Genomic DNA, 12,268 nt, shown 5'->3' with positions numbered 1-12,268 from the left:
GCCGAGGCGTCACCCGGGTCGGCCGAGGCGTCACCCGGGTCGGCCGAGGCGTCGCTCCCGCCGGTCGAGTCGGCAGCCCGCTGCCAGCTCGGCCGACGCACCTGACGCTTCGACCGACGTACGTGACGCTTCGCGGGGGAGCGACACGCGGGAGAGATGCGCGGGGAACGGACGACCGGCGGCGAGAATGTAATGGACGTACGTGGCACCGGATCTGGGAGGTAAGGCGTGACGACGACCAGCCCCGACCAGACCGGGCCAGACCGTAGCGGGCCCGACCGCAGCGGTGCCGGTACCGCGCAGGGGGTCAAGGCGTACCCCAAGACCGTCCTCGGCTACCTCAACGCGTGGTTCCACGCGCTGCGGGTGGCGCTGAACCGGCCGCTGGCGGCCTACTACCTGCTGCTCACCAGCACCTCGCTGCTGCTGACCATCGGGCTGATCATGGTGCTGAGCGCCTCGAGCGTGTGGGCCTACCAGTACATGGACAACTCCTACGCGATCGTCGGGCGGCAGGTGCTGTGGGTGCTGATCGGCATCCCGTGCGCGTTCATCGCCTCCCGGATCCGGCCCAAGGACATCCGGCGGCTGGCCTGGCCCGGCTACATCGTGGCGTGCGTGCTGCTCTTCCTGACGATCTTCCTCGGTCACGACGTCAACGGCCAGCAGAACTGGATCGGCGCCGGGCCGGTCAAGATCCAGCCGAGCGAGATCGCCAAGCTGGCGATCGTGCTGTGGGCCGCCCACGTCTACGCGCTCAAGGACCGCCGCCTCGACAGCCTCCACGAGGTGCTGATGCCGGTCCTGCCCGGCATCGCGCTGGCCACGGGACTCGTCCTCGCCGGTCGCGACCTCGGCACCGCGCTGGTCTTCTTCGCGATCGTCCTCGGCATGCTGTGGGTCGTCGGCGCGCCCGGCAAGCTCTTCGGGATCGCGATATCGATCATCGGTGTCTCGGTGCTGTTCCTGATCAGCACCGACACCGAACGGCTGGCTCGGCTGACGAGCTTCGCGGACCCGTTCAAGGACTACCACGGCCAGGGCTGGCAGCCCTCCCACGGTCTGTACGCGCTCAGCTCCGGCGGCGTCCTGGGACAGGGCATCGGGGCCTCGCAGCAGAAGTGGGGCGACCTGCCGGAGGCCCACACCGACTACATCTTCGCGGTGCTCGGCGAGGAGCTCGGCCTGGTCGGCACCCTGCTCGTCGTCGGCCTCTTCCTCACCCTCGCCTTCGCGCTGGTCAAGGTCGCCCGCCAGACCGACCGGCCGTTCGTACGCTACTTCAGCTTCGGCATCCTGGTCTGGCTGCTCGGCCAGATGATCATCAACGTCGGGATGGTGCTCGCGCTCCTCCCCGTCATCGGCATCCCGCTGCCCCTGGTCTCCTACGGCGGCTCGGCGCTGATCCCCTCGATGGTGGCCCTGGGCGTGGTCATCGGCTTCGCCCGCCGCGAGCCGGCAGCGGCCGCGGCGCTGAAGCACCGTAAAGCCTTGGCAAAGGATCGGGCACGGCAGGCAGCCGCTTACCGGTCCGCACAACGCACCCGCTAAGTTCGGACGCATCATGAAGGTCCTCCTCGCCGGTGGTGGCACCGCCGGACACACGTCCCCCCTGCTCGCCACGGCTGACGCCCTGCGCCGTCTCGATCCCAGCGTGGAGGTGACCTGCCTCGGCACACCTCGCGGCCTGGAGAACCAGGTGGTCCCTGCGGCGGGCTACCCGCTCGAGCTGATCCCGCCGGTCCCGATGCCGCGCCAGCTCAGCAGCGACCTGCTGAAGGTGCCCGCCAACCTCAAGGGCGCCGTCGACGCGACCTACGACGTGCTCGACCGGGTCCGTCCCGACGTGGTCGTCGGCTACGGCGGCTACGTCTCGGTCCCCGCCTACATCGCGGCCAAGCGGCGCCACATCCCGGTGATCGTGCACGAGGGCAACTCGATGCCCGGCTACGCCAACAAGGTCGGCGCCCGGCTCGCCGACCGGGTGGCGGTCAGCTTCCCCGACACCAAGCTCCCCAAGGCGGAGTACATCGGCCTCCCGATCCGCCGGATGATCTCCACGATGGACCGCTGGGCGCTGCGCGCCGAGGCCCGCTCCTTCTTCGGCCTCGACCAGCACCGGCCCACGATCGTGGTCACCGGTGGCTCCCAGGGTGCCCGCACCATCAACGAGTCCGTCTCCGGCGCCTACCGGGCCCTGGCCAGCAACGGCATCCAGGTGCTCCACGTGATCGGCCCGAAGAACGAGCTGGCCTCGCCCGGCCCCGGCTACCACGTGCTCAACTACGTCGACCGGATGGATCTCGCCCTCGCCGCGGCCGACCTGATGATCTGCCGCTCGGGCGCCAACTCGGTGATCGAGGCGAGCGCCGTCGGCGTCCCGGCCGTCTACGTACCCCTCCCGATCGGCAACGGCGAGCAGTCGCTCAACGCGCGTGCGGTCGTGGACGCCGGTGGTGCCGTGCTCGTGTCCGACGCGGACATGAACGCCGACTGGGTCACCCGCCACGTACCCCCGATCGTCACCGACCGTGCCCGTCTCGAGGCGATGTCGAAGGCCGCCAGCGACCTGGTGCCGCGCGACGCCGACGAGCGGCTGGCGCGGATCGTGATCGAGACGGCGAACGGAGGCAGGTCATGAGGGTTCCGGTTCCTGAGCAGATCCTCCCGGCCGAGCAGCTGGGCCGGGTCCACTTCATCGGCATCGGCGGTGCGGGCCTCTCCGCGATCGCCCGGGTCATGCTGGCCCGCGGGATCCAGGTCTCCGGCAGCGACGGCGCCGACTCCTCGATGGTCGCGGCGCTGCGCGAGGAGGGCGCGACCGTCTACGTCGGCCACGACGCCTCCCAGGTCGAGGGCGTCGACACGCTGATCGTCTCCACGGCGATCCGCGAGGACAACCCGGAGTACGTCGCGGCGGTCGAGAAGGGGCTGCGGATCTACCCGCGCTCGGCCGGCCTGGCCTCGGTCATGGAGGGCCGTCGTGTCCTCGCCGTCGCCGGCACCCACGGCAAGACCACCACGACCTCGCTGCTGACCGTCGCGCTCCAGACCGCGGGCGCCGCCCCGACCTACACCGTCGGTGGCGAGCTGGCCGCCTCCGGCACCAACGCCGCCGAGGGCTCCAGCGACCTCTTCGTCGCCGAGGCCGACGAGTCCGACGGCGCCTTCCTGGTCTACAAGCCCTACGCCGCGGTCGTCACCAACGTCGAGGCCGACCACCTCGACCAGTGGGGCACCGAGGAGGCCTACCGCGAGGGCTTCGCCCAGTTCGTGGGGCGGCTGGCCCCCGACGGCTTCCTGGTCGCGGTCATCGACGACCCCGGCGCCGCCGACCTGCGCCATGTCGCCCACTCGCTCGGCCGCCGCTTCATCGGCGTCGGTGAGTCGGAGCTGGCCGACGTACGCGCCGTCGACGTCGTCCTGGAGGGCACCACCTCCTCCTTCACCGTCGTCGACGGGCTCGATGAGCTGGGCCGCATCACGCTGCAGATCCCGGGCCGCCACTACGTCGCCGACGCGCTCGCCGCGCTGACCGTCGGCCTGCGCCTTGGCCACTCCTTCGACCTGCTCAAGGCGGGCCTGGAGTCCTTCACCGGCACCCGGCGGCGGATGGAGCGCAAGGGCGAGGCCGCAGGCGTACGCGTCTACGACTCCTACGCCCACCACCCCTCCGAGATCGCCGGCGACCTCGTCTCCGGCCGGTCGGTGGCGGGGGAGGGCCGGCTCATCGTCGGCTTCCAGCCGCACATGGTCTCCCGCACCCGGATCTTCGGGGAGGAGATGGGCCGCGTGCTCGGCGCCGCCGACGAGGTCGTCGTCCTCGACGTCTACCTCGCCCGTGAGGACTACGACCCCGAGGTGACCGGCAAGCTGGTCGCCGACGCGGTGCCGCTGCCGCCCGACCGGGTGGCCAGCGTCGCCGGGCTGGAGGAGGCCGCCGCCGAGCTGGCTCGCCGCGCCCGCCCGGGTGACCTGGTTCTGACCCTCGGGGCAGGTACCGTGACCGAGGTGGGGCCGATGGTGCTCGCCAGGCTACGTGCTGCTGAGAAGTGACGCTGGGGGAGACGAGCATGGGGGACAAGGGCTCGGACGCCGAGATTGCCGAGGCCCTGGAGATCGCGAAGTCGGCCTCGGGGGAACGGCGGCTCGACCTCGACGCCGAGGTGGACACGGGACCGGACACCGGACCTGACACTGGACCCGACACCGAGCCGGACGCCGGGCCGGACGAGGGTCCTGACACCGAGCCCGACGCGGAGCGTCCCGGCGAGCGTCCCTCGGTCGACCGGGCGACCCTCAAGAGCCGCAAGGCCTTCGCTCGCCGCCAGTGGCGACGCCGCTGGCTCGCCTGGCGCTACCTCATCGTCGGCACCCTGGTGATCGCCCTCCTGCTGGGCGGGATCTGGGCCGTCTACTTCTCCACCTGGCTGCAGGTGAAGGGCACCACCGTGCACGGCCCGATGAAGATGACCAGCGCCAAGGAGGTCGTCGAGCTCGCGGCGGCCCCGGTCGGTGAGCCGCTGGCCACCGCCGACCTGGAGGCCGTGCAGGTGCGGATCCTCAACGGGCTCTCGATGGTGCGCTCGGTCAACGTCTCCCGCGAGTGGCCCGACAAGATCCGCATCGACGTCACCGAACGTACGCCGGTGGCGGTCGTCTCCATCGGCGGCCGGCTGCGCGCGCTCGACGAGACCGGCAGCGTCTTCTGGGACTACGAGAAGGCGCCCAAGGGCCTGCCGATGGTCAACACCGTGACCGGCACCAACTCCGACGCGCTGCGCGAGGCCGCCGCGGTCGCCTCGGCGCTCCCGGCCGACCTCGCCAAGAAGGTCGACCACGTCGAGGTGACGACCGTCGACTCGATCTCGCTGGAGATGCACAACGACAAGCGGGTGGTGTGGGGGAGCAGCGCGCAGTCGGACACCAAGGCCGATGTCCTGGTCGCGCTGATGAAGGCAGAGCCCGACGTGGCCCGCTACGACGTCTCCGTGCCCGGCCAGCCGGTCACCAGCAAGAGCATCGGCTGATCCTCGGCGACGGCACGAGATCGGCACAACTGATCCGCATCCGCGTGTCGCGCCGATCTCGGGGCGTACGTCTGCCTACTGTTCTGAGAACGGCGAGGTTGACATAACTATAACCCTCAGGCTGAGGGTAAGGGTTGAAGACCCGCCGTATGGACCAACCAGCGATCGAAGGGGCGACCACCGTGGGAGCTGCACAGAACTATCTGGCGATCATCAAGGTCGTCGGCATCGGTGGCGGCGGCGTCAACGCTGTCAACCGGATGATCGAGGTCGGCCTCAAGGGGGTCGAGTTCATCGCCATCAACACCGACGCGCAGGCGCTGCTGATGAGCGACGCCGACGTCAAGCTCGACATCGGTCGCGAGCTGACCCGCGGCCTCGGTGCCGGCGCCAACCCCAGCGTGGGGGAGAGTGCGGCCGAGGACCACGCCGACGAGATCGAAGAGGTCATCAAGGGCGCCGACATGGTCTTCGTGACCGCCGGCGAGGGTGGCGGCACCGGCACCGGCGGCGCCCCCGTCGTGGCCCGCATCGCCCGCAGCCTCGGCGCGCTGACCATCGGTGTGGTGACCCGCCCGTTCGCCTTCGAGGGTCGCCGCCGCGCCAACTCCGCCGAAGAGGGGATCACCAAGCTCCGCGAGGAGGTCGACACCCTCATCGTCATCCCCAACGACCGGCTGCTGTCGATCTCCGACCGCAACGTCTCGGTGATGGACGCGTTCCGTCAGGCCGACCAGGTGCTCCTGCAGGGTGTCTCCGGCATCACCGACCTGATCACCACCCCCGGCCTGATCAACCTCGACTTCGCCGACGTGAAGTCGGTCATGTCCAACGCCGGCTCGGCCCTGATGGGCATCGGCTCCGCGCGCGGCGACAACCGCAGCGTCGAGGCCGCCGAGATGGCCGTCTCCTCGCCGCTGCTGGAGGCCTCGATCGACGGTGCCCACGGCGTCCTGCTCTCCATCGCCGGCGGCTCCGACCTCGGTCTCTTCGAGATCAACGAGGCCGCCGCGCTGGTCGCCGACGCGGTCCACCAGGAGGCCAACATCATCTTCGGTGCGACCATCGACGACGCGCTCGGCGACGAGGTCCGGGTCACCGTGATCGCGGCCGGCTTCGACGGCGGCATGCCCAAGCGCCGCGAGGGCCAGTCCGCGCTCGGCACCGTCCAGGGCCGCTCGACCGGCTCCAAGCCGGCCGACAACGGTGAGACCGCCGCCGTGGCCACCGCGGTCGCGACCCGACGCGCCGAGGAGGCCCAGCAGGCCGAGGAGACCCCGGCCGCCGAGCCCGCGGCGCCCGCCAAGCCTGCCCCGGCCCCGTCCACGCCGCCGCCCGCGGCTCCGCCGGCCGAGCCCGCCCCGGTCGCCAAGAAGCCCGCTCCGAGCGTCCAGTTCAGCGATGATGAGCTCGACGTCCCCGACTTCCTGAAGTAGGCACCCCGCTTGTACTCGTTCCGAGCCTCCGCAGGCCTCGTCGACCTGGCGTTCACCGACAGGTACGGCGGGGTCAGCCGTGCTCCGTACGCTGAGCTCAACCTGGCGGTCAACGGCTCCGACTCGCCCGAGGCGAAGGCCGAGAACCACCGCCTGCTGATGGCCGACTTCGCCGACGGCGCGCCCTACGCCGACCTCTACCAGGTCCACGGCAATGCGGTCGTCGACGCGGAGTGCGGCTCCCGTCCCGAGGCGGACGGCATCGTCACCACCGAGCGCGACCTGGTGCTGCTGGTCCGTACCGCCGACTGCGTACCCGTGCTGTTCGCCGACGAGACGGCCGGCGTCATCGGCGCCGCCCACGCCGGGCGCATGGGGATGGCGGTCGGGGTCGTGCCCGCGACCCTCGCCCGGATGCGTGAGGTCGGCGCGACCCGGATCACCGCCTGGGTCGGGCCGCACGTGTGCGGCAAGTGCTACGAGGTGCCTGCCGAGATGCAGGAGGAGATCGCCGCGGTCGAGCCGTCCACCCGCGCCACCACGAGCTGGGGCACCCCCAGCCTCGACGTCGGCGCCGGCGTGCTCGCGCAGCTGGCGCGTGAGGGTGTCGAGGCGGTCGACGCCAGCCGCTGCACCCGCGAGTCCGAGGACCTCTACTCCTACCGCCGTGACGGCGCCGGCATGTCGCTGGGCGCCCTGATCCGGTTGCGGAGCGCCTGATGGCCGACCGCACCGAGGAGATCGCCGCGGGCCTGACGAAGACCCGTGAGCGGATCGCGAGCGCGGCCGAGGCCGCCGGACGCTCCGCCGACGACGTCCACCTGGTCGTGGTCACCAAGTTCTTCCCGGCCTCCGACGTACGCATCCTGGCTGGTCTCGGCGTCACCGACGTCGGTGAGAACCGTCACCAGGAGGCGGCGGCCAAGGCGGCCGAGAGCGTCGACCTGGGGCTGCGCTGGCACTACATCGGCGGGCTGCAGTCCAACAAGGCCGCCGCCGTGGCCGGCTACGCCGACGTGGTCGAGTCCGTCGACCGGCCCTCGTTGCTGGCGCGGCTCAGCCGTGGCGCGGGGGAGCGCGGCCAGATCATCGACGTGCTCCTCCAGGTCTCCCTCGACCCGCCCGGTCGAGAGGGCCGTGCCGGGGCCGACCCGGCCGACCTCCGCGATCTCGCCGCCCAGGTGGTCGAGACCGACGGGCTCCGGCTGCGGGGTCTGATGGCGGTCGCGCCGCTCGGCGAAGACCCGGAGCCGGCGTTCGTCCGACTGGCGCGGATCCGGGAGGACTTCCTGGTCGAGCACCCCGAGGCGACAGTGCTGTCGGCCGGGATGAGCGGCGACCTGGAGCAGGCGATCGCCCATGGCGCGACACACGTACGTGTCGGGTCTGCGGTCCTCGGAGAGAGGCCGACTGTCAAGTAATGTCTCGGTCAGCAACACTTTGGGGAAGGTGGCAACATGAGCGAGCGTCAGCGAGCGGCAAATGACCTCAGGTCGCCGCGTCCGTGTTCTTGCGCTTGCGCTACGGAGGTGGCGGCATGAGCGGCGCGATGCGCAGGTTCGGTGAATACCTCGGGCTGCTGGAGGACACCGGGTACGACGACGACGTCTACGAAGGTGACGACGACGAGACCCGCTCCCACGAGGCCGTCAAGGCGCCGGTGCGGTCCAAGCAGTCCCGCCCGGCCCCGGTGGCCGACCTTTCCGAGCGGCGACGAGCAACGGTGGTGCCTGCAGTGGCAGAGCTTTCCAAGATCATCACGCTGACCCCGACGTCCTACAACGAGGCGCGCCAGGTCGGTGAGAACTACCGCGACGGCACGCCGGTGATCATGAACCTCACCGAGATGGACGACGCCGACGCGAAACGGCTTGTCGACTTTGCCGCGGGCCTGATCTTTGCTACCTATGGGAACATCGAGAGGGTCACCAACAAGGTGTTTCTTATCTCACCTGCGAACGTTTCGGTCACGGCTGAGGCAAAGCAGAGGATCGTTGAGGGCGGCTTCTTCAACCAGAGCTGAGGCCTTCGACACCTGTCCGAAGGTGCCTGGATGCGGTCCGCATCTGGCATGTCTACGGACAGGCGCTAGAGTTTCGACAGCATTAACCTGATGCCGCCCCCCGGCGGTGCAGTCCGTACGTCTGAGTCAACCGAGTAATGAATGGGTGAGGTCATGCCGCTGACGCCAGAGGACGTGAGCAACAAGCGCTTTACTCCCGTCCGGCTCCGCGAGGGCTACGACATGGGCGAGGTGGACCAGTTCCTCGACGAGGTCGAGGCCGAACTGGCACGTCTCACCCGGGAGAACGACGACCTTCGTGGGAAGTTGGCGTCTGCGCAGTCGGGTGGGGGACCGTCCTTCCCGATGGCTCCCGAGCCGCCTGCGCCCGAGCCGATGCCGGCCCCCGAGCCGGTCTCGCACCAGATGCCGATGTACCAGGAGGCACCGCAGACCGGCGGCATCGAGACGATCCGGGTCGAGACCGTCCCGGAGGCGTCCAACGCTGCGGCGCGGCTGCTCGAGCTGGCCACACGCAACCACGACGCGCTCATCGACACGGCCAAGAACGACGCCGACAAGATCGTCGGCGAGGCCCGCACCAAGGCCGAGCGTCTCGAGGCCGAGTCGAAGGCGAAGGCCGACCGCATGGAGGCAGACGCGCGCACCCGTGCGCAGATGCTCGACAGCGAGACCGCCGAGCGTCGTCAGCAGCTCTTCGGTGAGCTCGAGCGGGAGAAGGACAACCTGACCACCGAGGTCGACACGCTGCGCAACTTCGAGCGTGAGTACCGTTCGCGTCTGAAGAGCTACTTCACGCAGCAGCTCGACGCGCTCAACAACTCGGCTGAGTCGCAGGCGCCCGTCATGGCGGCCGCCGTCAACGAGTCGGGCCCGGCGCCCAAGCGTCTGCGCTCCATCCTGGGGGAGGACGAGGGCTGATCCAGCTCTCGTAGTCAGGCTTCCGTCGGCCGGCCTCGCATCATGCGAGGCCGGCCGACGCGTGCGTCGAGGGCATCGTGTGACGGTGCAGGAGAACGCGTTATAGCAGGTGAGACGGGTCCTGCGAGCCGATTGCGTCGTTTTTCCGCGCTGCGGACCAATATCGGTGCAGTTTCGGTGTGTTGGTTGAGCGGAGCCCGATCCCGGGCTACATTCCGGGCACGCACTCCGCACCGACTCGGCGGCGCGAAGTGACGGCAGGAGAAAGGGGACTCCATGTCTGTACCGATGAGGTGTCGCGTCCGCGCGACAGTCGGACGCGTCCAGGTGACGACGTCCGAGCTTTCTGGGAATACCAGCTCCTACGCCATGGCTTCCACGTCGGTGGCCACGGCGAGCGTTTAGCCAAACCTGACACCACCGTGCGGCCCGGGGGGCCGTGTCACACACCAGAAAGCGAGTGCCGTGCCTAAGAAAGCAACCAAGACCGTCGTCTCTCCCGACCAGCTGAAGGTCAAGGACGGCGAGGACCCGTGGACCAAGGATGAGCTCAACGAGGTCATCGACGAGCTCCACGAGATGAGGAGCCACAGCCTCGAGGTGCTCACCGCTCTCGAGGCCGAGCTCTCCGGGCTGATGAAGGACTCCGGGGACGGCGCCGGCCAGGACCAGGCCGACATGGGAGCCACCAGCTTCGAGCGTGACCACGAGCTGACCGTGGTCAACAGCGAGAAGGACAAGCTGGCGCAGATCGAGCGCGTCCTGGGATACCTCGAGGACGGCACGTACGGCATCTGTGAGTCGTGCGGGGAGCCGATCGGCAAGATGCGGCTCATGGCGTTCCCGCGTGCCACACTGTGCATGACATGCAAGCAGCGCGAGGAGCGTCGCTGAGCGACGCACACACCGGTCCTGAGTCCCACGTGCACCCTGTTCGGTGGGCAGAGTTCGCGGCCGTCGCAGTGTTTCTGCTGGTCCTCGACCAGATCACGAAGCTCTGGGCGGTCGCGACGCTCGTTCCCGGGCAGCCGCAGGAGCTCATCGGGTCGGTGCTGCAGCTCAACATCATCCGCAACCCGGGAGCGGCCTTCTCGACGGGCACCGGGTTCACCTGGTTCTTCACCACGCTCTCGATCGCTGCCACGATCGGCGTGCTGTGGTTCGCGCGCCGGGTGCGTCACCGGGGGTGGGCGATCGCGCTCGGCATCCTGGTCGCCGGCATCAGCGGTAACCTGGTCGACCGGCTGACCCGTGAGCCCGGCTTCTACGTCGGTCACGTCGTCGACTTCCTGCAGCTGCCCAACTGGCCGATCTTCAACGTCGCCGACATGTGCATCAACGTCGCGGCGGTGCTCATCGTGATCCTCTCCTTCCGGGGCATCGGTCTCGACGGGTCGGTCGACGGTGGCGCGAAGGACGAGGTCGAGACCGGCTCGGAGGACGAGGCGAAGTGAACTTCGGGCACGCCGACCAGCGCACCCTGCACGTCCCCGACGGCCTGGAGGGGGAGCGCGTCGACGCCGCCATGGCGCGGCTGTTCGGCCTCTCCCGCACCCGGGCGGCCGAGCTGATCTCCGAGGGCCTGGTGACCGTCGACGGTGCCGCGGTGGCCAAGAGCGACCGGGTCAGCGCGGGCTCGATGCTCGACGCGACGATCCCGTCGCAGGCCGACCCGCTGGAGATCAAGCCCGAGATCGTCGAGGGCATCAAGATCATCTACGACGACGACGCCTTCGTGGTGATCGACAAGCCTGTCGGCGTCGCCGTGCACCCGTCGCCGGGCTGGCAGGGCCAGACCGTCGTCGGCCACCTCGCCGCGGCCGGCTTTCGCATCTCCACCTCGGGGGCCAAGGAGCGCGAGGGCATCGTCCAGCGCCTCGACGTCGGCACCTCGGGCGTGATGGTGATCGCCAAGTCCGAGCACGCCTACTCCGTGCTCAAGAACGCCTTCCGGCAGCGTACGGTCGACAAGACCTACCACGCGCTGGTCCAGGGCCACCCCGACCCGCTCGAGGGGACGATCGACGCCCCGATCGGGCGCAACCCGAAGTTCGACTACAAGTTCGCGGTGCGTGCCGACGGTCGCCACTCGGTGACCCACTACGAGACGCTCGAGGCCCACCGGTTCGCCTCGCTGCTGAAGATCCACCTCGAGACCGGTCGCACCCACCAGATCCGGGTGCACATGTCGGCGCTGAAGCATCCCTGCGTCGGCGATCTCACCTACGGTGCCGACCCCGTGCTCGCACGGCGGGTCGGGGTCGAGCGGCAGTGGCTGCACGCGGTGCAGCTGGGCTTCGACCACCCGGAGACCGGTGAGTACGTCACCTTCGAGTCGACCTACCCCGACGACCTCCAGCACGCGCTCGATGTCATCCGAGACTCCCACTGAGGCCGTGCTCCGCCCGGCGGAGCCCGAGGACGTCCCCGAGATCGTCCGCGCCTACGTCGACGCCCGCAGCGCCGCGCCGATGCCGCCGCCGATCTACCCCGAGAAGGACATCCGGGAGTGGCTCGCGGTCAAGGTGATCGCCCCGCAGGCCGGCACCGAGGTCTGGGTCGCCGAGGTCGACGGGGCCGTCTGTGCCTTCGTCGCCTTCACCCCGACCTGGCTCGAGGACCTCTTCGTCCATCCGCGCGCGCAGGGCACCGGCCTCGGCACCATGCTCCTCGACCTGGTGAAGTCGCTGGACCCCGACGGCTTCGGGCTGTGGGTCTTCGAGATGAACACCCCCGCGCGGGCCTTCTACGCCCGCCACGGGCTGCGCGAGGTCGAGCGCACCGACGGTTCCGGCAACCAGGAGAAGACCCCCGACGTACGCATGGTGTGGCCCTGAGCTGAGCTTCGGCTCTGGCGC

The 12,268-nt window shown here is 69.7% G+C and carries 13 protein-coding genes; all 13 read left to right on the top strand.

The window, feature by feature from the left end; translation table 11 throughout:
* Positions 1-228 precede the first annotated feature (228 nt).
* The 13 genes from ftsW to IEY81_RS13585 all read left to right on the top strand — a co-directional run bounded on the left by ftsW (position 229) and on the right by IEY81_RS13585 (position 12,247).
* Positions 229-1,551 carry a putative lipid II flippase FtsW gene (ftsW, locus tag IEY81_RS13645; RefSeq protein ID WP_189119031.1) on the top strand — a complete coding sequence of 441 codons (1,323 nt, stop codon included), beginning with the start codon at positions 229-231 and terminating at the stop codon, positions 1,549-1,551.
* A gap of 13 nt (positions 1,552-1,564) precedes the next feature.
* Complete coding sequence (gene murG, locus IEY81_RS13640; protein WP_189119030.1) at positions 1,565-2,641, top strand: undecaprenyldiphospho-muramoylpentapeptide beta-N-acetylglucosaminyltransferase; 1,077 nt, start codon at positions 1,565-1,567, stop codon at positions 2,639-2,641.
* Entirely contained in the window at positions 2,638-4,056 is a 1,419-nt protein-coding gene (gene murC / locus IEY81_RS13635; RefSeq protein WP_189119029.1) for a UDP-N-acetylmuramate--L-alanine ligase, read from the top strand. The genes murG and murC overlap by 4 nt, the downstream gene beginning before the upstream one ends.
* A gap of 17 nt (positions 4,057-4,073) precedes the next feature.
* A complete protein-coding gene (locus IEY81_RS13630) occupies positions 4,074-5,030 on the top strand; it encodes a cell division protein FtsQ/DivIB (RefSeq protein WP_189119028.1) in 957 nt (318 codons plus the stop codon).
* Between the two features lie 182 nt (positions 5,031-5,212).
* Positions 5,213-6,466: a cell division protein FtsZ gene (gene ftsZ / locus IEY81_RS13625; protein ID WP_189119027.1), complete on the top strand. Its 1,254-nt coding sequence runs from the start codon at positions 5,213-5,215 to the stop codon at positions 6,464-6,466.
* A gap of 9 nt (positions 6,467-6,475) precedes the next feature.
* On the top strand, positions 6,476-7,186 hold the full coding sequence (gene pgeF, locus IEY81_RS13620; RefSeq protein WP_189119026.1) for a peptidoglycan editing factor PgeF: 711 nt from the start codon (positions 6,476-6,478) through the stop codon (positions 7,184-7,186).
* A complete protein-coding gene (locus IEY81_RS13615; protein ID WP_189119025.1) occupies positions 7,186-7,887 on the top strand; it encodes a YggS family pyridoxal phosphate-dependent enzyme in 702 nt (233 codons plus the stop codon). The genes pgeF and IEY81_RS13615 overlap by 1 nt, the downstream gene beginning before the upstream one ends.
* 116 nt (positions 7,888-8,003) lie before the next feature.
* Complete coding sequence (locus tag IEY81_RS13610) at positions 8,004-8,489, top strand: cell division protein SepF (protein WP_189119024.1); 486 nt, start codon at positions 8,004-8,006, stop codon at positions 8,487-8,489.
* Between the two features lie 153 nt (positions 8,490-8,642).
* On the top strand, positions 8,643-9,410 hold the full coding sequence (locus tag IEY81_RS13605; protein ID WP_040757109.1) for a DivIVA domain-containing protein: 768 nt from the start codon (positions 8,643-8,645) through the stop codon (positions 9,408-9,410).
* 465 nt (positions 9,411-9,875) lie between these two features.
* Positions 9,876-10,304: a TraR/DksA family transcriptional regulator gene (locus tag IEY81_RS13600; RefSeq protein ID WP_189119023.1), complete on the top strand. Its 429-nt coding sequence runs from the start codon at positions 9,876-9,878 to the stop codon at positions 10,302-10,304.
* Positions 10,277-10,864, top strand: coding sequence for a signal peptidase II (lspA, locus tag IEY81_RS13595; RefSeq protein WP_229787845.1), 588 nt, complete (start codon positions 10,277-10,279; stop codon positions 10,862-10,864). Before IEY81_RS13600 ends, lspA begins: the two co-directional genes overlap by 28 nt.
* A complete protein-coding gene (locus IEY81_RS13590; RefSeq protein ID WP_189119021.1) occupies positions 10,861-11,802 on the top strand; it encodes an RluA family pseudouridine synthase in 942 nt (313 codons plus the stop codon). Before lspA ends, IEY81_RS13590 begins: the two co-directional genes overlap by 4 nt.
* Entirely contained in the window at positions 11,780-12,247 is a 468-nt protein-coding gene (locus tag IEY81_RS13585) for a GNAT family N-acetyltransferase (RefSeq protein WP_189119020.1), read from the top strand. Before IEY81_RS13590 ends, IEY81_RS13585 begins: the two co-directional genes overlap by 23 nt.
* Positions 12,248-12,268 lie beyond the last annotated feature (21 nt).

The sequence above is a fragment of the Nocardioides luteus genome, from assembly GCF_014648595.1.
Taxonomy (GTDB): domain Bacteria; phylum Actinomycetota; class Actinomycetes; order Propionibacteriales; family Nocardioidaceae; genus Nocardioides; species Nocardioides luteus.
Note: the sequence above shows the minus strand (reverse complement) of the source record. Positions and strands in the feature narration are given on the sequence as shown.